Source organism: Ralstonia sp. NFACC01 (genome assembly GCF_900115545.1).
In the GTDB taxonomy this organism is placed as follows: Bacteria; Pseudomonadota; Gammaproteobacteria; order Burkholderiales; family Burkholderiaceae; genus Ralstonia; species Ralstonia mojiangensis.
This window is the reverse complement of the sequence record NZ_FOWV01000001.1, coordinates 1-20,772: the sequence shown is the minus strand read 5'-3', so window position 1 is coordinate 20,772 and position 20,772 is coordinate 1. Positions and strand designations below refer to the sequence as shown.

Sequence of the window (20,772 nt, the reverse complement as noted above, 5' to 3'; positions counted from 1 at the left end):
AGGTTTTAGGAGACACACCATGACCCCTCACGCGGCAGCCGACCCGCGCGCTTCCGAGAACGCCCCAGCCGCGCTCGGTGATGCCCCGAACGATCAGCCCGAACTGATCGCGCAGTCCCACGAGCGATCCAAGTCGTACGGCCTGCGGCCCTATGAGTCGCCCGACTTTTGCCCGGTGCTGCACAACGAGCTGAAAACCGAGATCGAGCGCAGCCAGTCGCTGTTCACGCATGCGCTGCCCGTGATGGAGACGCTCTACAGCCAGATCGTCAACACGCAGAGTATGGTGATCCTGACCGACACGTCAGGCCTGATCCTGCATTCGATGGGGGACGACGATTTCCTCGCTCAGGCCAGCAAGGTGGCGCTGCAGCCCGGCGCGCTGTGGTCGGAAGCGAGCCGCGGCACCAACGCCATCGGCACGGCGTTGGCCGAGAGCAAACCCACGCTGGTCCACGGCTCCGAGCATTACTTGCAGGCCAACCAGTTCCTCACCTGCTCGTGTGCGCCGATCTTCGATCCGTACGGCGCCACCGTGGGTGCGCTCGATGTGACGGGTGATCATCGTGGCTTCCACAAGCACACCATGGCGCTGGTGCGCATGTCGGCGCAGATGATCGAGAATCAGTTGTTTGCCAACACGTTCCAGGACGTGGTCTGCATCCACTTCCACTCGCGCCCTGAATTCATCGGCACGCTGGTCGAGGGCATTGCGGCGTTCACGCCAGCGGGGCGCTTCCTGTCGGCCAACCGCAGCGGCGAATTCCAGCTTGGCCTGTCGATCCGCGCGCTGCATGCACATACCTTTTCCTCGCTGTTCGGGCTGTCGATGTCGCAGTTGATCGACCGGGAACGCACCGCAGCGGCAGGCATCGTGCAGTTGCAGTTGCCCAGCGGCGTGAAGGTGTTTGCGCGCGTCGAATGGAAACGGCCGGCCAGCCACATGGTGGGCGGCGCGATGGGCGCAGATCTTTCGATCGACCGCGACACAGCACCGCGCCGGGCCTACATCGAGCCATCCCGGCAACCGGCCAGCCTGGAGGCGCTGGATACCGGCGACGCGCAGATCCAGACCGTGATCGGCAAGCTGCGCAAGGTCATCGGCAAGGACATCCCTGTCATGGTCCTGGGCGAAACGGGCACCGGCAAGGAACTGCTCGCGCGCGCCATCCACGCCGACAGCCCGCGCCACGCCGGCCCCTTCATCGCCGTGAATTGCGCGTCGATTCCGGAAGCGCTGATTGAATCCGAACTGTTCGGCTACGAAGAAGGCGCCTTTACGGGCGCGCGCAAGAAAGGCGGCATCGGCAAGATGGTGCTGGCCAACGGCGGCACGCTCTTCCTCGACGAAATCGGCGACATGCCGCTGCACCTGCAAGCCCGCCTGCTGCGCGCGCTGCAAGAGCGTGCGGTTTCGCCGCTGGGGAGCAACAAGCTGATCCAGGTGGATGTGGCGGTCGTATGCGCGACCCACCGCAACATGCGCGAGATGGTGGCCAGCGGGCAGTTCCGCGAAGACCTGTATTACCGCCTGAACGGGCTGGTCGTGCGCCTGCCTGCATTGCGCGAGCGCACCGACCTGGACGTCGTAGCCGACAAGCTGCTGAAGCTCGAACAGGCCGACGCGCCCCCCATCAGCGAAGCCGTGATGCAGATGTTCCGCAGCTACCACTGGCCCGGCAACATCCGCCAGCTCGGCAATCTGCTGCGCACCGCCCGGCTGATGGCGGAAGGCGCGCCGGAGATCACCGAGGACCATCTGCCCGACGATTTTCTTGAAGACTGGCAGGCGCGGCATGGTGACCAGCCGGCTGCGAACGTGGCAGGGGCAGGCGCGGTGGCAGCGGCTGCGCCGCCTGTCGCTCAAACCGTTGGCGGCACGCAGCCCAAGCGGCTGGCCGATGTGGAGAGCATGGCCATCATGGCGGCCGTGAAGGCGCACAACGGCAACATCTCCGCTGCTGCCAAGGCGCTCGGCATTTCGCGCAACACGATCTACCGCAGGATCGACGAAGCCGGCGGCCTGCCCTCAGATACCGACTGACCACGCCGACGCACGGATGGCAGCGCCCAGCGCTTTCGCCATCTCGCCCACCGCGAGGTGCCCGCCAGGCACCCACACCAGCCGCGCATGCGGATTCGCTGCAGACAACCGCAGCGCATTGCCGGGTCGGCAAACGTTGTCTTTGCGCCCATGCAGCAGCGTGACGGGCAATCCCCTCGCACCGATGCGCGCAGCCGCCAGCAGCAACGCAGATTTCCCGAGCCCCGCCCGCCGATACAGGTAATGCGCCTGCAGTTGGTACTTGCGCACCAACGCCAGCTGCTCCGGCCACGTCTGGCGACGTGCCTGCGGACGCAATCCCAACAGCCGCTGTTCCGCGTGCTGCCACGCCCGGGCGATGTTCAATTTCTGAACAGTTGTACCAAGCTGCAACATGTCTGTTGCAACGAGAAGGCGACCACGGGCTGCGGGAAAACCCTCACCTCGCCCAGCGATGCTTCGCAAGAGATCACGGCCGGCGCCGCGCGCGTTGAACAGCGCCTGCACATCGTCGAAACCGGTCAGGAAAGCGCCGCGCAGCACGAGTGCCGATACGGCATCGGGAAAGCGATCGGCGTAGGCCAGTGCCAGCGCTGCACCCCATGACCCACCGACCACGCCCCAACGCTCAATGCCAAGTGCGACGCGCAGTTGCTCAAGATCGGCCAGCAGCGCGGTCACCGTATTGCGCCGTAGCGTGCCCGCCGGCCGTGAACGCCCGGCGCCGCGCTGGTCCGGCAGCACGGCGCGATGCAGCAGCGGATCGAACCACGCGGCCATTGAAGGTGTGCAGCCGCTGCCGGGGCCGCCATGCAGCACCAGCCATGGTTCGCCGCTGTCGGGCCCGCATTGGCGCACATGCAGGCAATGGCCGTCCGGCGTGCGCAGATTGAAGCGGGCGGATGTGGTTGACCAGTCGAAAGTGGGCATGGATGTTGCCTTGATGGCGATGCGGCTGTGTTCGGCAAACGCCTGCGTCAGCCGCTGAACAACGCAGTGCACTCACTAACTATGCCAACCCTCAAGGAGGAGACATGAACTGGACAACGCCCGCCTACACCGAACTGCGACTCGGGTTCGAGATCACCATGTACATCGCCAACCGCTGATGCTGCGCGGCTGAGCACGCAAGGCTCCACAAGCCCGCCGGTTCTTCACGGCGGGTTTTTTTTCGGCTCGCGGCTCGCACGCTTTCTCGCCATCCCCTGGCCGACTTCTTGCTCAATCCGCCCGACACGTTGGATCTGCATCATGACAATACTCAGGGTTCTCGGCTCGGCCGCCGGCGGCGGTTTTCCACAGTGGAACTGCAACTGTCGCAATTGCGATGGCGTGCGGCGCGGCACCGTGCGTGCCACCCCCCGCACGCAGTCGTCCATCGCACTCGGCGATGGCCAACACAACTGGATCGTGGTGAACGCCTCGCCGGACATCCTCGCGCAGCTGCGCAATTCACCGGCGCTGCAACCCGCGCGCACGCCGCGTGATACTGGCATCGTTGGCGTCGTGCTGATCGATGCGCAGATCGACCACGTGACCGGCCTGCTGATGCTGCGCGAGCATCGGCAAGCGCTGCCCGTCTATGCCAGCGCGGCGGTCATCAGCGATCTGTCCACCGCTTTCCCGCTCACACGCATGTTGTCGCACTACTGCGGTCTCGACACGCGCGCGCTCGCGTTGGACGGCACGGCGTTCTCAGTGCCTCCGCTTGACGACGTAGCGTTGACGGCGATCCCGCTGGAGAGCAAGGCGCCGCCCTATTCGCCCAGCCGCAATGCCCGCCGCGTGGGCGACAACATCGGCGTGCGCATCGTCGACAGAAAGAGCGGCCGGCGTGCGTTCTACGCGCCCGGCCTTGCCCGCGTCGAACCGCATGTGTTCGACGAACTGGGGGCGGCCGACGTGGTGCTGGTGGACGGCACCTGCTGGCAGGACGACGAGATGCTCGCCCTTGGTTTTTCAACCAAGACGGCAGGCGACATGGGCCACCTCGCGCAATCGGGCCCGGGCGGCATGATTGAAGTGCTCGACCAGTTGCCGGCAACGCGCAAGGTGCTCATCCACATCAACAACACCAACCCGATCCTCGATGAAGATTCGCCGCAGCGCCGCGAGTTGGAGGCGCACGGCATCGAGGTGGCTTACGACGGCATGGAAATCTCGCTATGACACATCCTGTTGCGTGGACGGCCGAAGACTTCGAAGCGCGGTTGCGCGCGAAGCAGGCGGGCTATCACATCCATCATCCGTTCAACCTGCGCATGCGCGCCGGCGAATGCACGCCGGAGGAAATCCGCACGTGGGTTGCGAACCGTTTCTACTACCAGGTCAACATCCCGCTCAAGGATGCGGCCATCCTGTCCAACTGCCCTGACCGCGCAACGCGACGCGAGTGGATCGTCCGCATTCATGATCACGACGGTGACGAGACACGCCCTGGCGGCATCGAAAGCTGGGTGCGGCTGGGCGAAGCCGTGGGGCTGACGCGCGACACACTGTGGTCTCACCGGTATCTGCTGCCGGGCGTGCGCTTTGCGGTGGATGCGTATGTGAACTTTGCGCGCCGTGCGCCGTGGCAGGAGGCGGTGTGCTCCTCGCTCACGGAGATGTTCGCGCCGGACATCCACAAGGAGCGGCTGGCCGGCTGGCCCGATCACTATCCGTGGGTGCAGCCAGAAGGGCTGGCGTACTTCCGCTCGCGCATTCCGCTGGCCTCGCGCGACGTCGAGCACGGCCTGCGCGTGACCCTCGACTACTTCCGCACGCCCGAGCAGCAACAGCGTGCGTTGGACATCCTGCAGTTCAAGCTCGACATCCTCTGGTCGATGCTCGATGCCATCCAACAGGCCCACGCACATGAGCCCTCCCTTGCCTGATCCAGCCCACCCCATGCTGCACCGGACCTTCCGGCTGCAATGGGAAGACATGCAGCAGAGCTGGGTGCTGCTGTACCCCGAGGGCATGGTCACGCTCAATGACAGCGCGGCCGCAATCCTGCAGCGCTGCGACGGCGCCCATACCCTCGACATGCTGATCGATGACCTGCAATCCGCCTTTGGCGTGCAGGGCATCGCTCCGGAGGTCCACGCCTTTGTCAAACATGCATTTGAACGCGGCTGGCTCGTTTGAAGCCGAATCGCTGCTGGCGCCGGCAGCTGCGCCGATGCCTGGTCCGCCGCTCTGGCTGCTGGCCGAGCTGACCTACCGTTGCCCGCTGCATTGCGCCTTCTGCTCCAACCCGGTCGACTACACACGGCACGATCAGGAACTCACCACGGAGCAGTGGTGCGACGTATTCACTCAGGCGCGCGCGCTGGGCGCGGTGCAGCTTGGCCTGTCGGGCGGCGAGCCGCTATTGCGCAAGGATCTCGAAACGCTGGTGGCGCATGCGCATGGGCTCGGGTTCTACGTGAATCTTGTGACGTCCGGGGTGGGCTTGACCGACGCGCGTCTTGGTGCATTGCGCGCTGCGGGGCTCGACCATATTCAGTTGTCGTTCCAGGACTCCACGCGCGAGATGAACGACTTTCTGTCGAGCACGCGCACCTTCGATCTGAAGCGCCGCGTGGCCGATCTCATCAAGGCTCATGGTTATCCGATGGTGATGAACTGCGTGATGCACCGGCATAACCTGCCGCACGTGGGCGCCATCATCGACATGGCGCTGGAGATCGGCGCCGAGTACCTGGAACTTGCCAACACGCAGTACTACGGCTGGGCATGGGAGAACCGCCTCGCGCTGATGCCCACCCTGGAGCAACTGCGCGACGCCGAGGCCGTCGTAAACGACTACCGGACCCGCATTGGCAACCAATGCCAATTGCTTTACGTCGTGCCGGATTACTTCGAGCAGCGCCCGAAGAAGTGCATGAACGGCTGGGGCACAACATTCCTGGGCATTGCGCCGGATGGCGTTGCGCTGCCCTGCCATTCCGCGCGCATGTTGCCGGGGCTGGAGCTGCCCAATGTGCTCAGCCAGCCGCTGCGCGACATCTGGCGAAGCAGCGACGCCTTTCAGCGCTTTCGCGGCACGCACTGGATGCCGGAGCCGTGCCAGTCATGCGAATCGCGCGAGGACGATGCGGGCGGCTGCCGCTGTCAGGCGTATCTGCTGACGGGCGATGCGACGCGCACCGACCCGGTGTGCGGAAAGTCTGCAGATCACGGCGCGCTGCAGAAGGTGGTGCTGCAAGGCCGGATGGCTGCGATGAACGGCTTCGGGCAGATGCGGGACACCCGTACCGGTGAAGTGCCGATCATGTTCCGGACCGATGCCAATTCACGCCGGCTCACACAGCCGTAAAGCGCGGTCATAGAAGAAAAGAAAGGGCCGGACAATGCCGGCCCTCCTCCCTTGCAAGCAACGTAGAGACTTACGAGCCCGAACTTAGCACCCAGGCCACCAATTGCTTCGCCTCGTCTTCCTTGAGGTTGGGATGCGGAGGCATTGGAATGCGGCCCCACGTGCCCTTGCCGCCGTCTCGTACCTTCTGCGCCAGTCTGGTCGGCGCATCAGCATCGCCCTTGTACTTCGCGGCCACGTCGGCAAAGGCTGGGCCAACGATCTTGGCATGCATGCTGTGGCACGAGAAACAGCCGCTCCTGTCGGCCAGGGCCTGCATGTCAGGGGCGGCGTGGGCGGGTGCCGCGCCAATTGCTGCGCACGCTACCGCCAGCAACGAAAACACTCCATTACGCATGATCACGATCTGAAACTCCATGAAGCTGTGCGAGAGGCTGCGCGCCACACAGGGCGCACAGCGCTCAACTCAGCACGTCAGTTCTTGTGCAGCTTGAACACCCAAACCGAACCGCCCTGCTCCAGGAAGTTCACGCGCTTGGCCACTTCACCGCCCCACAGCGGCACTGCACCACCCCAGCCCGACACCACGGCCACGAATTGCTCGCCGTTGTCTTCCCAGGTGACGGGGGGCGCAACGATGCCGCTGCCGGTCTGGAATTCCCAAAGCTCCTTGCCGGTCTTGGCATCAGCCGCCTTCAGGTAGCCCTCGGGCGTGCCCCAGAACACCAGGCCGCCGGCAGTCGTCATCACACCACCCCACAGCGGCGCGTTGTTCTTGATCTGCCATTCGATCTTGCCGGTCTTCGGGTTGATCGCGCGCAGTGCGCCGATGTAATCCTCATTGAGTGGCTTGATGGTGAAGCCGGCACCCAGGTAGGCCGCGCCCTTCTTGTAGCTGACGGGCTCGTTCCAGATGTCCATGCCCCACTCGTTGGCGGGCACGTAGAACAGGCCGGTTTGCGGGCTGTATGCCATCGGCATCTGGTTCTTGCCGCCCAGGAAGCCGGGCTCGGCAAACACGGCCTTGCCCTTCTTCTCTTCACCCGTGGCCTGCGACGGATCGCCTGGGCGGTGGTCCGGTGCGTAGTTCGGGCGGCCGGTCTTGAGGTCGATGCTGGTGGCCCAGTTGACCTTCACGAACGGGAACGCGTTGAGCAGCTTGCCGGTCTTGGCGTCGTTCACATAGAAGAAGCCGTTGCGATCGGCCTTGCCGCCGACGCGCTTGCCGTCCATATCGAACGTCACGAACTCGTTCACGCCGTCGAAATCCCAGCCGTCGTTGGGGGTGTTCTGGTAGTGCCAGACGATCTTGCCGGTGTCCGGGTTGATGGCCAGCGTCGACGATGAATACAGGTTGTCGCCCTTGCGCAGGTGGCTGTTCCACGGCCCCGGGTTGCCGGTGCCGAAGTAGACGAGGTTGGTCTGCGCGTCATACGTGCCGCCCAGCCACGTCGATGCGCCACCGGTCTTCCACGTCTCGCCAGGCCAGCTCGCGTTGAGCGTGCCTGTCATGCCATTCTCGGTCTTGTTGCCGTCCTTGTCGTACTTGTAGCCCATGTGGCCTTCGACGGTCGGACGCGACCAGATCAACTGGCCGGTCTTGGCGTCGCGCGCTTCCACGCGACCTACCACGCCAAACTCGCCACCCGACACGCCCGTCAGCACCATGCCCTTCACGATCAGCGGTGCGGCGGTCGTCGAGTAGCCGGCGGCGTAGTCTTCGATCTTCTCTTTCCAGACGATCTTGCCGGTGTCCTGATTGAGCGCGATCAGTTGCGCATCCAGCGTAGAGAAGATGACGAGATTGTCGTACAGCGCGGCACCACGGTTGACGACGTCGCAGCAAGGCATGATGCCTTCCGGCAAACGCTGCTCGTACTTCCACAGCTTCTTGCCGGTCTTCAGGTCGATCGCGTAGATGCGCGAGTACGACGCCGTGACGAACATCTTGCCGTTGTAGATCAGCGGCTGGGCTTCCTGCCCGCGCTGCTTCTCACCACCAAACGAGAACGACCATGCCGGCACGAGCTGGCCGACATTTTTTGTGTTGATCTTGGTGAGTGTCGAGAAGCGCTGCCCTTGCGTACCCATGCCCCAGGTCAGCACGTCGTTCGACGATTTCGCGTCGTTCTCGATCATGGCATCGGTAACGGGGGGCGTTGCCGCGTGCACGGCAACGCTTGCAGCCGCCATGGCAGCTGCAAGTGCAATCACTCGTAGTGTCCTCATTCTTGTCTCCTCTACCTCTATTTATGGTCCAGGTCCGGCAGTGTGATGTCACACCGGTCGGACTCAGGGCAAATCCCGTGCCATCAAAAAACACCGGGAAATCGCGGTTTCAACCAGCTTGCAGTGCGGTGTTGCGTGCCATACCGCAACACATCGTGTGTTCTGTTGCGAAATGGAGCAGGGCAATGAACGCAGCACGCGACGACCGCGGCTTACAGCGCCCGCGAGCGCCCGCCCGGCAACATGCGCTGCACGCACCGCTGTGCGTCGAGCCATTGGTGCTTGATCACCCCGGCAACGTGGAAGGCAACCAGGCAGAGCAGCAGGTCGGCCGTCGTGCTGTGAACCGTGTAGAACATGTGCTGCAGTGCGCTGTCGACCCAACCCCAGCGGGGCAATGGCACGCCCCAGAAGCGCGTTCCGTATTGATTGAAAGAAGACCCGAGGTAGCCCGACAGCGGCATGACGACCATGCACATGTAGAGCAGGCGGTGGGTGATGCGCGCAAGCTCCGCCTCCCAGCAATGCAGCCCCGGAATTGACGGGGGCGCAGCACGGCGTATGCGCACGGCCACGCGCCACGCAATCACCAGCGCCGCCGTCAGGCCGAGCGATTTATGCAGATTCACCCAGGCAGCCTTGCCGGGCACGCCCTTGGCCAGACCCGTCATGTAGTAGCCCAGCCCAAACAGCCCGCATAGCAGCAAGGCGCTGACCCAATGCAAAGCGATCGGCAGGCCCGCGTAGGCCGGCGCGGGTGCGACGGAGGAGCGATCAGCGCGGCGCATCAAGACTGCCCACCGAGGTTGGATAGGTCACCACACCCCAGGGCAGCTTGTAGCCCGGGAGCGTATCGACGACCTCGCGCTTCTGCGCATCGATCACCTGCACACTGTTCGACCGGCCACAGGCGAGCAGCAGCTTCTGCCCTCCGGGCATGAAGCTGAAATGCCAGCAACGCTTGCCGACCGGAATGGCGGCCACCGGCGCGAAGGTGCGGGCATCGAACACCTGCAGCTGATCTGCGCGGCTGGCGGCCACCCAGAGGTATCGGCCGTCGCGGTCAAACGCGATGCCGTACGGTCCCTGCCCTGTGGGCACAGTCTTGATCGGCTTGAAAGCGGGGTCGAGCAACAACAGGTTGTTCGAGTTTTCGAGCGTCACCACATAGGTCTTGCCATCCGGCGCGATCTTGATGCCGCGCGGCCGATTGCCGAACGGCGCAACATCCACACGACGGATCTGCTTGAGTGTGGACAACTCGTAGACACCGACCGTGTTGTCCCCTTCGTTTGCGACCAGCAGCAGCTTGCCGCTCGGTGAAAACTCGATGGCTTCGGTCTCGCGAGCGGCCTTGATGCGGCCAACCACGGCCCACTGGCTGAGATCGATGATTGCGACTTCGGCGGGGGCTTCGTCCTTCTCGGCCTCCTCGCCTTTCCGGGCACCGTCGTTCTTGGCCGGCGGCCCACCTTCAGACGACGGCTCGTAGGTGACGAATGCCCGGCGGCCGTCGGGCGAGATGCGCATGAATTCCACATTCCTGCCGACTGCGATGCGTTTGATCTCCTTGCGTGTGGCCGTATCAACCACCGACACATCGGCGCTGCCCTGGTTGGCCGTCAGCAGCCAGCGGCCATCGGGGGTGACTGCAAGGCCGCGCGGGTCCTTGCCCACGGCAATCTCGTCAACCCGTTTGAGCGTGCGTGCATTCAGCACGGTCACGCCGCCGCCTTGATTCGTGACATAGGCGACGGGGTCCGGCACCTCTGCTACCGCCTGGAGGGTGGATACCAAACCCACGCTGATCAACGTGGCAATCCGGATGTAGTAGGTCAATGCATTCATGATCGTCTCTTCTACGGGGGCTCAGTCCTTGTCGGCACTGGAGGCTTTGCCTCCAAACGAATACGTCAGGCCAATCCAGATTGCGCGTGGCGGCGCTGGCGTCATGAACTGCTGCGTCGCCAGCGTGTAGATGCTCCGCATGCCCGACAGGCCGTACGTGGAATAGCGCTTGTTGAACAGGTTGCTGATGTACGCCGAGATTTCGAGGTTGCTTGTCGGCTTGTAGTGCAGGTTCAGATTGACGAGGCCGTAGCCGGCCACCTGGCCGTTCGGGTCGGCATTGCTTTCGTTACCGTGCGCGATCTGCTTGCTGACCAGGATCACGTTCCCGCCCATCGACAGGTTCGGGCTGAAGGTGTACGACGCGCCAAGCTTGAGCGTCTTCGCGGGTATGCCGGGGATCTTGTTGCCGCTGACCACGTTCTGCCCGCTGGCCGTGGTGAATGCCGACTTGTAGATCGCATCGACATAACCAAAGTTGGCCGACAACGACCACTTGTCGATCTTCGTGCTTGCGCCCAGCTCAAAGCCACGCCGCTCCGTCTTGCCGACGTTGGCGAAGTAGCCGTACGTGTTTGACGTGGCGATGAACTGGATGTCATTGCTGAGGCGCGAGTCATAGACAGACGCACTCCAGTAGGTGGACTTGCCCAGCTTTCCGCGACCGCCGAACTCGACGGTTTTGGCCACCACGGCTTTCAGGTCTGGATCGCCGTTGAACCCGGTCGGCAGCGAGCACGGGCTGTTTGGATCGGCGCAAGACAGCTCGATCGATGTCGGCGCGCGCATCGATTCGCTATAGCTGCCGAAGATGCCCTGCCCGGCCCCGAGGTCGTAGTTGAATCCCAATGCCGGATTGAACCGGTGATAGTGATGCGAGCCGGCCAGACTGTTGGTTTCCGGCCCGGCCACTGCGCCTGCCGGGATCCCGTTCGGGGCGGATGCGGCGCCCGATCCGGCGTTCGAATACCTGTAGGCGTTCGCGTAGCCGGGGTTGTAGTACGACACGCCCGATACATCGTCCGTCCAGGCGTAACCGCCGTCTTCGTTCAGATACCTATTGTTGGCGCCGCCTTGGTTGAGCGTCGTGTAGTTGAAGCTGCCGGATGCGGTCACGCTCAGCTTGTCCGTCACGCTGAACGTATCGGTGAAGTACGCGCTGAAGTTGTTGACGTTGGACGACAGGTTGACCGCACCGATCACGTTGCTGCCTGTGAACAAAGCCGGGTTCGACGCCGACGGCGCCGATCCGTTGGCGGTGAATCCGTACGTTTGATTCGGGATCACCACCGTCTGATAGTTGATCAACCGTGCCAGATAAGTCGTCTGGTCATACGTGATGCGCGAGTGGTCGAACGCACCGCCAACCGTGAACGTATTGTTGTGCCCCGCCAGCTGGCTGAAATTCGACCACTGCAGGGACGAGCCCACCGTGTCTTCATGCGTAGCGGAATCGACGACGCTCGTGTTGATGGCGTTCGTCCAGCGGCCGTAGCCCAGCGCGAGCGCATTGGCGCCGGTCACGGCATTTACTGCCGTGCCGTTCGGCGCCTTGTTCGCGCATTTGTAGCCGGTGATGCCACCTGCGGTGGTCGTCGCCAACGAACCGTCGTCATTGAAGCAGCCGTCGTCCAGCTGCGCGTTGCTGTTGACGTTGTGCAGGTTCGCCTTGCGGTAGTAAAAGCTGCCGGCCAGTTGATTGGTGTCGTTCAACCAATGGCTGCCCTTCAGGTTCAGCATCGCCATCCGGTTTGAGATGGTGTCGGGCCACGTATAGGCCGCGCTGCGGTTCGCCATCATGTCCATCGGCAACGACTGCGTGCCGCTCAGCGAGGTATCTGCCAGCGCAGCCGACAGCTCCAGTTGAGTAGCGCCGTCGTTGCCGTGCCACCGCGCTTTCCCATAAAGCTGTTTGACGTTCGAACCCGAGTGGTCGCGAAAGCCGTCTTGCCGGTCGATGTTGCCGGCGACGAAGTAATCGGTGCCGTGGGCCTTGTCGACGACGCCCGTCTCGAAGCTCAGCGCCCGGCGGCCAAACGACCCGCCGAGCGCCTCGATCGACGTGCCGGCGTTGTCCTTTCCGTTCTTGGTGTTGACGACAAGCGCGCCACCCAAGGTGTTGAGGCCGAACATCGGATTGGAGCCCGGCAGGATGTTGACGCTGGACATCGCATTCATGGGAATGAGGTCCCAGTTCACGATGGAGCCGAAGGGCTCGTTCATCCGCACGCCATCAAAGTAGACCGATACGCCAATGGGCACGCCCAGCAGCGAAGACACCTGGAACCCGCGGTAGTTGATGTCGTTCTGGTACGGATTGCCCGATCCATTGCTGATGCTGACCTGGCCGAGGTTGTCGTTCAGCAGGTCCGCCAGATTCGAGCTGCGTTGCTCGCGCGCATCCTTTGCGCTAATGCGCTGCGCATTGGCAGGGAACTGCGACAGCGGGACGCCAATGCTGTCGATCGGGGTTGAGCCGACAACCTGGGCGGTGGGCAACGCCACCGCAATGATCTGGTCCTCGGCAAACGCCGGCGAGTACAGGCCTGCGGCAGCGAGCGCCGCCACCCCGCCTGCCAGACGTGGCGCGGCGTTGCGCAGACGGCTGGCGTCCTTGCCCGAACGGCTGGTATTCGAATGCACGGAGTGTCTCCCTGGTGTTTCTCGTTCGCCGAGCCCGGGCGCGCCAACGGCACATCCCAAAGTGGAAGCGTGGCGAGGGCTATTCCCGACCGGGAATCAGCGGCAATGGGGGGACACCTGCGCGCGTTGCGGCAGTGCAAATGGTTGGCACACGGCCATGTCTCCTCTTCTTTTTTCGCCGGCGACGTCTTTGCCTCGCAGGTCAGCGGCTGGCGCACGGGTGTCGATGACCATGCGCCAGCCGTCCTGCTACACCATCAGAAGAAGCCCAGCGGCTTGGTGTCGTAGCTCACCAGCAGGTTCTTGGTCTGCTGATAGTGGTCGAGCATCATCTTGTGGGTCTCGCGGCCCACGCCCGACTTCTTGTAGCCACCAAACGCCGCGTGCGCCGGATACAGGTGGTAGCAGTTCGTCCACACGCGTCCCGCCTTGATGGCGCGGCCCACGCGGTACGCGCGGTTGATGTCGCGCGTCCACAGACCGGCGCCCAGGCCGAAATCGGTGTCATTGGCGATCTGCAGTGCCTGCGCTTCGTCCTTGAAGGTCGTCACGGCAATCACCGGGCCGAAGATCTCTTCCTGGAACACGCGCATGCTGTTGTCGCCCTTGAGCAGCGTCGGCTTGATGTAGTAGCCCTTCGACAGATTGCCGGGCAGCACTTCCACATCGCCGCCGACGAGGCATTCGGCACCTTCCTCCTGCGCGATCTCCAGGTAGCTGCGGATCTTGTAGAACTGCTGCTCCGAAGCCTGCGCGCCAACCATCGTGTCGGTGTCGAGCGGGTCACCGCGCTTGATGGCAGCCACCTTGGTCATCACCGCATCCATGAAGCGGCTGTAGATGGATTCCTGCACCAGCGCGCGCGACGGGCACGTGCACACCTCGCCCTGGTTGAAGAAGCCCAGCACCAGGCCTTCAGCGGCCTTCTCGATGAAGCTCGGCTCGGCCTGCATGATGTCTTCGAAGTAGATGTTGGGCGACTTGCCGCCCAGCTCCACCGTCGACGGGATGATGTTTTCGGCCGCGCACTTCATGATGTGCGAACCCACCGGCGTCGAGCCCGTAAAGGCGATCTTGGCGATGCGCTTGCTGGTGGCCAGTGCCTCGCCGGCTTCCTTGCCGTAGCCGTGCACGACGTTGAGCACGCCCGCGGGCAGCAGATCGCCAATCAGTTCCATCAGCACGCAGATGCCCAGCGGCGTCTGCTCGGCCGGCTTGAGCACCACGCAGTTGCCGGCAGCCAGCGCAGGCGCCAGTTTCCATGCAGCCATCAGCAGCGGGAAGTTCCACGGGATGATCTGGCCGACCACGCCCAGCGGCTCGTGGATGTGATAGGCCACGGTGTGCTCGTTGATCTCGGCAGCGGAACCTTCTTGCGCGCGAATGCAGCCAGCGAAGTAGCGGAAGTGGTCGACAGCCAGCGGAATGTCGGCGTTCAGCGTTTCACGCACGGGCTTGCCGTTGTCCCACGTTTCGGTCACGGCCAGCAGCTCGAGGTTCTGCTCGATGCGGTCGGCGATCTTCAGCAGGATCAGCGAGCGGTCCTGCACTGAGGTACGACCCCAGGCGTCAGCGGCAGCATGGGCGGCGTCGAGCGCGCGGTCGATGTCTTCCGCGGTCGAGCGCGGGAACTCGCCGATCACCTCGCCCGTCACCGGCGTGGTGTTGGTGAAGTACTGGCCCTTGACCGGCGACACGAATTCGCCACCGATGAAATTGCCATAGCGCGGCTTGAACGAAACGATGGCGCCGGGAGTGCCGGGATGAGCGTAACGCATGGGTTGTCTCCTGATGTTTGAGTGATGACCGCAGCGTCGTTGTCTGCGCTGTGTCCGATCGTCATCTGCAAAACCCGGGCCATCCCCTGCGGCGGATGCTGCATCCACTGCGCATCGACTGTTCACGCCAATCGGCTTGCGAGAGTGCTCCAGAATGGAACAACAGGTGTTGCAAAGCTCAACGCCCCATCACCTGAAGACCCGATGGACGCGCGTGCGGACACCAAGCACGCATGGCATGACTTTCGCAACACGGGCCTTTCATCTGAACCTACCAAGGCACACGATGAGAACGGCTTCACTCCATGCTGCCGCTGCCGCTGCCGCACTGGCCGTCGCGTGCCTGTCCTGGCCGGCCTGCGCCGACACGAATATCGACCCGGCGGGCTCGCCGCTCTGGCCGACGATTCAGCAGGAGGTGTTTGGCGCGGCGCGAACAACGTTCGACAGCCGCATCAGGATCACCGGGCCGGCATTTGCGGAAGCCCCGATGCAGGTGCCGATTGCGTTTGACGCGTCAGCGCTCGGCAAGGTGGAGCGTATTGTCGTCGTGGTCGACCGCAACCCGATCCGCAAGGTGCTGGAGTTCGCCCCCATGCACGTGCGCCCGGCGCTGTCGTTCCGGTTCAAGCTACAGGAGGCCTCTGCGGTGCGCGTGGCGGCGCGAACGCAGGACGGTGTCTGGCATGTCGGTACCTTCCAGGTGGATGCCACCGGCGGCGGCTGCACGCTGCCCGGCGCCACACGCCAGGACGCCACGTGGAGCGCCACGCTGAACCAGGTCGAGTCGCGCGTTTTTCCGGGCTTCAACGGCGCGGGCAGCCGCATCCGCCTGCGCGTGATGCATCCGATGGACACGGGCTTGGTGGCGGGCATTCCGTCCTTCCATATCGAGCAGCTCAATCTGCTCGATGCCCGGCGTCAGCCCATGCTTGAACTGAAGCTGTACGAACCCGTGGCCGAAAACCCGATCTTCTCGTTCGATCTGGATGGCCCTGTTGAACGCGGCATCAGCGTGGCCGGCGTCGACAACAACGGCAACCGCATCCGCGCACAGGTGACACGATGAGCCGACGGCATCCACGATTGGGCTTCCTTCTGCTATGCCTGGCAATGTTGACTGCCATCGCACGCGCAGAAAGCCCCGATTACCACCTCGTACCGCACGCAATTGCGCCCGGCGTCTGGGTGCTGGAAGGCGCCAACGCAGATTTTTCGGCGCGCAATGGCTGCAACATCATCAACACCGGCTTTATTGATACCGGCGACGGCGTGCTCGTCATCAACACAGGGCCGTCACTGCTGTACGGTGAACAGCAGCGCCAGGCCATCCGCACGGTCACATCGGCGCCGGTGCGCTGGGTGTTCAACCTCAACCTACATCCCGACTATTTCTTCGGCAACCAGGCCTATGCGGATGTCGGTGCCCAGGCGCTGCCCGGCACCATTGCCGGTGCGCAACGCGAAGGCGCGGCCTATGCCGACAATCTCTACCGCATCTGCGGCGCGTGGATGCAGAACACGGTATCGACACCGCCCGGCACGTCATTGAGCCCCGGAGCACGCACCATGGGGCGCCATCGCATCGACCTCATCCGCCTCCACGGACATACCGACGACGATCTCGTCCTGGTGGACCGGACCAGCGGCGTAGTCTTCGCTGGCGGCATTGCTTTTCGCGACCGGATTCCCACCACGCCGCACGCCAACATTGCGCATTGGCTGACGAGTCTCGATCGGCTGCAGAAGATCGTTGCCGACAGCGGCGCGCGCTTGTTGATCCCCAGCCACGGGCCCGCGCTGGGCAACGCCGACGCCATTGCGCAGACACGTCAGTACCTGCAGTGGCTCGATGCCCGCATGCGCCGCGCGGCAACCGAAGGACGCGACCTGGCCGAGGTGATTGCGATGCCGGTAGACGCGCCCTACGCGCAGTGGGGTGGCATGCCCGCGGAGTACACGCGCAACGTGACCCGCTTCTACCCCGGCTACGAGCGCGCCGCGCTGGCGCCCTGACATGGTGCCAGACCCCGTGCGGCGACGTTGGATGCACATGATGCTCGCGACCTTGATCGCTCCGGCTCCGGCAGTGTCTGCGGTACCCGCACGCGTCACGCTGTTGCGTCTGCAGGATGGCCTGTACGCCGCCCGCGCTGCCAACGCAGAAGCCTCACGCGCGAATGCCGGAGAAGTCGTGCCCACGCTGGTACACACCACAGGCAACGGCGTACTCGTGGTCGACCCTGGCCCGCACGTGCGATGGGGACACCAACTGATCGCGGCCATCCGGCACATCACGGCCGAACCCATCCGCTGGGTGGTCAACACGCACGCGCATCCCGAGCATGTGCTGGCCAACGCCGCCTTCGCACAACTGCAGCCGCGCCCGGCCTTCCTGGCGTCCGCCGCCACTGCCGACCTGATGCGCCAGCGTTGCGAAACGTGTCTTGCACGCCTGACCGCCATGCTGGGTACGCACGTCATGCACGCAACGCAGATCGTGTATCCGGAACCGGCACTGCGCGATGGCGATTGGCTGCACACCGGCAAGACAGCGTGGCAGGTCCACGTCCACACAGCGGCGCACAGCGCATCGGACACGGTGCTGTACGCGCCGCAGCGGGGGGTGTTGTGCGCAGGTGGCCTGGCATATCGGCAGCGCATTCCGGACCTGCAGGAGGGCTCGCTGATCGGCTGGCAGCGCGCGCTGCATGCGCTCATGCAACTGCCCGCCAGCATCGTCGTCGGCACCGCCATCGGCACGCCCGCACAGATGCTGCGTCCAACGCTGTCGTATCTCGACATGCTCGCAAGCACCATCACGCGCGCCATTGAAGCCGATGGCGACGCAGCGCGCGCTCTCGCGTACGTCCCGGGCGACGCCTATCGCGACTGGCGCAACTTCCACCCCCGCCATGCGCTGAACGTCGGACGTGCGTGGCGCGAGCTCGAAGATCGCTGGATGCAAAGCGCGCCGAGCGCCTGATCGCGGCTGCTCCATCGCTGAACAGACCGCGGACAGGTGTTGCGCCGACTGTCCCGTCACGCCACATCGCCCGCATCCGCGCACGTGTCGCAAACGTTAATCAACGGCATGCAACTCCTTGCAATGCCCTGCGAACGCCGTGGTACGCATATTGCAAAGTCCCGCCGACGTTGAGCGCGCGCCCTGCGTGTTTAGCGCCAACACCGCATGCGTCCGAGCCAATTCAATGGACGCATCACACAACGACAATACGGAGACAACATGCAGAACACACGCCTTCGACCCTGCGTCCTGACCGCCATTGCAGCCGCCCTCGGCTGCGCAGCGAGTGGCGCCATCGCACAATCGTCGGTCACGATCTACGGCATCGTCGATGCCGGACTTCAGTATCAAAACCGCAGTGCGGCCGGCGGCAGCATCACCGAAATGCATTCGGGCGGCATCAGCCCCAGCATCTGGGGCCTCAAGGGGTCGGAAGACCTGGGCAGCGGGCTGAGGGCCAACTTCAACCTTGAAGGACATTTCAGCAGCGACACCGGCACGCTCACCACCGGCCCGGGCTTCAGCTCAGAGCTGTTCCGGCGGCAAGCCAACGTCGGCCTGAGCGGCAACTGGGGCGCCGTCACGCTGGGGCGTCAGTACAGCCCAGCCCTCATCGGCACGATCGGCACGGAAGCGCGCGGCTTCAAGGAGCAGTTCTCGAATCTCTACGGCTGGGCCTACAACCAACTGCCCGCACCGGGCAACTCGATGGGCGCCGGTACCAACCCCGGCAACGACGTGGGCGTGTTCATTGGCAATGCGCTGCAATACTCCAACAATTTCGGGCCCGTGTGGCTGGGCGTGGCGTACTCATTTGGCGAGACCGCCGGCAGCTTCAAGCGCGGCAATGAACTCTCGCTGGGTGCGACGTACACGGGGCCGGTCACAGTTGGCCTCGGCTATCAGTCAACGGCCGACAGCGGCACGGGCGAGACCCTCAGCCGCTTGTGGAGCGCAGGTGTGGCCGTACCGTTCGGCGCCTTCACGGGCCGGGTCAACTACATTGGCGTGACCAACAACGCGCCGAGTGGCCAACGCGTGTCGGACGTCAAATCGATCGGCGCCGGGCTCGACTACAAGTGGAGCCCCGCCAATACCGCCACGCTGGCCGGCTATTACAGCAAGTACGAAAGCAGCGCGCACGACAGCTCCACCAAGTCGATCGTGCTGAGCAACGACTACGCATTCTCCAAACGCACCACGCTGTATGCGCAGCTCGTGTACGTCAATGCGGGCGCGGTGGGCACGGCCGATCCGCTGGAAAGTCTCAAGACTTCCATCGTTGCGGGCGGCACCGCGCCAGGCGCGAAAACGGTGCTGGCAGGTGTGGGGCTGAAGCATTCGTTCTGAGCCGGACCTGTGCAGAAAGAACCCTTGGCCAACACCAAGGGTTTTTTTTTCGCTTCTCAGATGCGAAGCATGAATCCTGACGCAACGCATGGTCTGGACGGCCGATCCGCGCTACGCTCGCGTATCGTCAACATCACGATTTCTGCCTGCCGGGCCACCCGCGGGCGCTCATTGGAGGAGCCTTGATTCGCGTCCTGCCTGCCTTTGTACTGGGCACGCTTAGCTCAATCCTGCTGGCCCTGAACACACTGTTCTGGAGCGTGCCGCTGTTCACGCTCTCGGCGTTCAAGCTGCTGGTGCCGGCAGCGGCAGTCCGCCGCCGGATCGACCCCATGCTCAATTGGGTCGCCACGTGCTGGATCGGTTGCAACAACGCCTGGATCGGCCTGCTGCAACGCCAGCCCTGGAGCATAGAAGGCGCCGACAGCCTGCGTTACGCGGGCTGGTACCTCGTCAATTGCAACCATCGGTCTTGGGTGGACATTTTTGTGTTGCAGCGGGTGTTGAACCGGCGCATCCCTCTGCTCAAGTTCTTCCTCAAGCAACAGTTGATCTACGTGCCGGTCATCGGCCTGGCCTGGTGGGCGCTGGATTTTCCGTTCATGCGGCGGCACTCCAAGGCAGCGTTGCGCAAGCACCCCGAGCTGCGCAATCAAGACCGCGAAACCACGCGTCGCGCGTGCGCCAAGTTCGCCCACGTGCCGACCAGCGTCATGAACTTTGCCGAAGGCACGCGGTACACCCCCGCAAAACACCGGAAGCAGTCGTCGCCCTATCGCCATCTGCTCAAGCCAAAGGCCGGCGCGCTGGCCTTGACGCTCAATGCCATGGGTGGGCGGTTCCAATCGCTGCTCGATATCAGCATTGCCTACCCAGACGGCACACCAAGCTTCTGGCAGTTGGCCAGCGGCCAAGCCGGCCGGGTGATGGTGCATATTCGCGAACTGCCGATTCCGCCGGATTTCTGCACGCACGACTACAGCACCGACGCCGCCTTCCGCAGCGACTTCCACCGCTGGCTTGCCCAACTGTGGGAGGAGAAAGATCAGCAGATTGAGAACATGCTGGCGCGGGCGGGCAGCCGCGCAGCGTGACCACCGGTGCCCACGTTTTTTCGCCAGACCAAATCGAGACGCCAAACAAAAAGCCCCTTGGTCGTAAAACCAAGGGGCTTTTGCTACTGCTGGCGGAGAGGGTGGGATACTCCCGACCAGCGAATTAAGTCATTAATTTTAAATGGGATTTTTGGGGGCTAGCGTTACAGGTGCCCCATGAAATCCGGGACCCCGTGACGTGAATCGCCCCGGCCCCAGTAGACACCTGTGAGCCTCAAACTAGAGGTTAGACAGGAGGTGCGATGAGTGCACAGAGATACACCGAAGAATTCAGGGTCGAGGCGGTCAATCAGGTCGTGGATAGAGGCCACAGCGTGGCCGAGGTCGCGCAGCGGTTAGGCGTGAGCCAGCACAGCCTGTACCAGTGGATCAAACAGCGACGCCAGCCCGTGGCAGAGCCGCAAGGGCAGGTATCGCAATCCGAGGAGGTGCGC

General features: G+C 63.7%; 19 protein-coding genes. 12 read left to right on the top strand and 7 right to left on the bottom strand.

The window, feature by feature from the left end; translation table 11 throughout:
* The first annotated feature begins 19 nt into the window (after positions 1-19).
* Entirely contained in the window at positions 20-2,044 is a 2,025-nt protein-coding gene (locus BM136_RS00095) for a sigma-54-dependent Fis family transcriptional regulator (protein WP_092969126.1), read from the top strand.
* Here BM136_RS00095 and BM136_RS00090 read toward each other — a convergent pair.
* Positions 2,030-2,974, bottom strand: a complete 945-nt coding sequence (locus BM136_RS00090; RefSeq protein ID WP_092970656.1) for an alpha/beta fold hydrolase — start codon at positions 2,972-2,974, stop codon at positions 2,030-2,032. The two genes, BM136_RS00095 and BM136_RS00090, sit on opposite strands and share 15 nt — an antisense overlap.
* A 104-nt stretch (positions 2,975-3,078) precedes the next feature.
* On the opposite strand from BM136_RS00090, the gene pqqA reads away from it, so the two are divergent.
* The 5 genes from pqqA to pqqE all read left to right on the top strand — a co-directional run bounded on the left by pqqA (position 3,079) and on the right by pqqE (position 6,347).
* Positions 3,079-3,153, top strand: a complete 75-nt coding sequence (gene pqqA / locus BM136_RS00085; protein WP_009277446.1) for a pyrroloquinoline quinone precursor peptide PqqA — start codon at positions 3,079-3,081, stop codon at positions 3,151-3,153.
* A 142-nt stretch (positions 3,154-3,295) separates the two neighbouring features.
* On the top strand, positions 3,296-4,213 hold the full coding sequence (pqqB, locus tag BM136_RS00080; RefSeq protein ID WP_092969123.1) for a pyrroloquinoline quinone biosynthesis protein PqqB: 918 nt from the start codon (positions 3,296-3,298) through the stop codon (positions 4,211-4,213).
* Positions 4,210-4,920, top strand: a complete 711-nt coding sequence (pqqC, locus tag BM136_RS00075) for a pyrroloquinoline-quinone synthase PqqC (protein WP_092969120.1) — start codon at positions 4,210-4,212, stop codon at positions 4,918-4,920. Before pqqB ends, pqqC begins: the two co-directional genes overlap by 4 nt.
* Positions 4,901-5,173, top strand: a complete 273-nt coding sequence (pqqD, locus tag BM136_RS00070; RefSeq protein WP_092969117.1) for a pyrroloquinoline quinone biosynthesis peptide chaperone PqqD — start codon at positions 4,901-4,903, stop codon at positions 5,171-5,173. Before pqqC ends, pqqD begins: the two co-directional genes overlap by 20 nt.
* Positions 5,145-6,347, top strand: coding sequence for a pyrroloquinoline quinone biosynthesis protein PqqE (pqqE, locus tag BM136_RS00065; RefSeq protein ID WP_092969114.1), 1,203 nt, complete (start codon positions 5,145-5,147; stop codon positions 6,345-6,347). The genes pqqD and pqqE overlap by 29 nt, the downstream gene beginning before the upstream one ends.
* A gap of 70 nt (positions 6,348-6,417) precedes the next feature.
* On the opposite strand, the gene BM136_RS00060 is transcribed toward pqqE, so the two are convergent.
* The 6 genes from BM136_RS00060 to BM136_RS00035 form a co-directional block, all read right to left on the bottom strand.
* Positions 6,418-6,750, bottom strand: a complete 333-nt coding sequence (locus tag BM136_RS00060; RefSeq protein WP_092970654.1) for a c-type cytochrome — start codon at positions 6,748-6,750, stop codon at positions 6,418-6,420.
* A gap of 71 nt (positions 6,751-6,821) precedes the next feature.
* Positions 6,822-8,576, bottom strand: a complete 1,755-nt coding sequence (locus tag BM136_RS00055; protein ID WP_092969111.1) for a PQQ-dependent methanol/ethanol family dehydrogenase — start codon at positions 8,574-8,576, stop codon at positions 6,822-6,824.
* A gap of 212 nt (positions 8,577-8,788) precedes the next feature.
* Positions 8,789-9,364, bottom strand: a complete 576-nt coding sequence (locus tag BM136_RS00050) for a cytochrome b (RefSeq protein WP_092969108.1) — start codon at positions 9,362-9,364, stop codon at positions 8,789-8,791.
* A complete protein-coding gene (locus BM136_RS00045; protein ID WP_092969105.1) occupies positions 9,351-10,424 on the bottom strand; it encodes a beta-propeller fold lactonase family protein in 1,074 nt (357 codons plus the stop codon). The genes BM136_RS00050 and BM136_RS00045 overlap by 14 nt, the downstream gene beginning before the upstream one ends.
* 21 nt (positions 10,425-10,445) lie before the next feature.
* Entirely contained in the window at positions 10,446-13,067 is a 2,622-nt protein-coding gene (locus tag BM136_RS00040) for a TonB-dependent receptor (RefSeq protein WP_092969102.1), read from the bottom strand.
* Between the two features lie 257 nt (positions 13,068-13,324).
* Complete coding sequence (locus tag BM136_RS00035; RefSeq protein WP_024972380.1) at positions 13,325-14,845, bottom strand: acetaldehyde dehydrogenase ExaC; 1,521 nt, start codon at positions 14,843-14,845, stop codon at positions 13,325-13,327.
* 286 nt (positions 14,846-15,131) lie between these two features.
* Here BM136_RS00035 and BM136_RS00030 point away from each other — a divergent pair, with 286 nt between their 5' ends.
* The 6 genes from BM136_RS00030 to BM136_RS00005 all read left to right on the top strand — a co-directional run.
* Complete coding sequence (locus BM136_RS00030) at positions 15,132-15,914, top strand: quinoprotein dehydrogenase-associated SoxYZ-like carrier (RefSeq protein WP_092969100.1); 783 nt, start codon at positions 15,132-15,134, stop codon at positions 15,912-15,914.
* Positions 15,911-16,861: a quinoprotein relay system zinc metallohydrolase 1 gene (locus tag BM136_RS00025; protein WP_092969097.1), complete on the top strand. Its 951-nt coding sequence runs from the start codon at positions 15,911-15,913 to the stop codon at positions 16,859-16,861. The genes BM136_RS00030 and BM136_RS00025 overlap by 4 nt, the downstream gene beginning before the upstream one ends.
* Before the next feature lie 40 nt (positions 16,862-16,901).
* Positions 16,902-17,831 carry an MBL fold metallo-hydrolase gene (locus BM136_RS00020; RefSeq protein WP_092970652.1) on the top strand — a complete coding sequence of 310 codons (930 nt, stop codon included), beginning with the start codon at positions 16,902-16,904 and terminating at the stop codon, positions 17,829-17,831.
* 261 nt (positions 17,832-18,092) lie between these two features.
* Positions 18,093-19,223, top strand: coding sequence for a porin (locus tag BM136_RS00015; protein ID WP_092969094.1), 1,131 nt, complete (start codon positions 18,093-18,095; stop codon positions 19,221-19,223).
* 182 nt (positions 19,224-19,405) lie between these two features.
* A complete protein-coding gene (locus tag BM136_RS00010) occupies positions 19,406-20,317 on the top strand; it encodes an acyltransferase (protein WP_092969091.1) in 912 nt (303 codons plus the stop codon).
* A gap of 263 nt (positions 20,318-20,580) precedes the next feature.
* On the top strand, positions 20,581-20,772 hold a 192-nt coding region (locus BM136_RS00005; protein WP_254775587.1), incomplete at its 3' end, for a transposase.

What these genes read in the sequence shown, in the direction of transcription:
- BM136_RS00055 (WP_092969111.1), bottom strand. Translation starts at nt 8,576, where the DNA reads ATGAGGACACTACGAGTGATTGCACTTGCAGCTGCCATGGCGGCTGCA.
- BM136_RS00090 (WP_092970656.1), bottom strand. Translation starts at nt 2,974, where the DNA reads ATGCCCACTTTCGACTGGTCAACCACATCCGCCCGCTTCAATCTGCGC.
- pqqD (WP_092969117.1), top strand. Translation starts at nt 4,901, where the DNA reads ATGAGCCCTCCCTTGCCTGATCCAGCCCACCCCATGCTGCACCGGACC.
- pqqB (WP_092969123.1), top strand. Translation starts at nt 3,296, where the DNA reads ATGACAATACTCAGGGTTCTCGGCTCGGCCGCCGGCGGCGGTTTTCCA.
- pqqC (WP_092969120.1), top strand. Translation starts at nt 4,210, where the DNA reads ATGACACATCCTGTTGCGTGGACGGCCGAAGACTTCGAAGCGCGGTTG.
- BM136_RS00045 (WP_092969105.1), bottom strand. Translation starts at nt 10,424, where the DNA reads ATGAATGCATTGACCTACTACATCCGGATTGCCACGTTGATCAGCGTG.
- BM136_RS00020 (WP_092970652.1), top strand. Translation starts at nt 16,902, where the DNA reads ATGCTCGCGACCTTGATCGCTCCGGCTCCGGCAGTGTCTGCGGTACCC.
- BM136_RS00015 (WP_092969094.1), top strand. Translation starts at nt 18,093, where the DNA reads ATGCAGAACACACGCCTTCGACCCTGCGTCCTGACCGCCATTGCAGCC.
- BM136_RS00050 (WP_092969108.1), bottom strand. Translation starts at nt 9,364, where the DNA reads ATGCGCCGCGCTGATCGCTCCTCCGTCGCACCCGCGCCGGCCTACGCG.
- BM136_RS00030 (WP_092969100.1), top strand. Translation starts at nt 15,132, where the DNA reads ATGAGAACGGCTTCACTCCATGCTGCCGCTGCCGCTGCCGCACTGGCC.
- BM136_RS00035 (WP_024972380.1), bottom strand. Translation starts at nt 14,845, where the DNA reads ATGCGTTACGCTCATCCCGGCACTCCCGGCGCCATCGTTTCGTTCAAG.
- BM136_RS00095 (WP_092969126.1), top strand. Translation starts at nt 20, where the DNA reads ATGACCCCTCACGCGGCAGCCGACCCGCGCGCTTCCGAGAACGCCCCA.
- pqqE (WP_092969114.1), top strand. Translation starts at nt 5,145, where the DNA reads ATGCATTTGAACGCGGCTGGCTCGTTTGAAGCCGAATCGCTGCTGGCG.
- BM136_RS00025 (WP_092969097.1), top strand. Translation starts at nt 15,911, where the DNA reads ATGAGCCGACGGCATCCACGATTGGGCTTCCTTCTGCTATGCCTGGCA.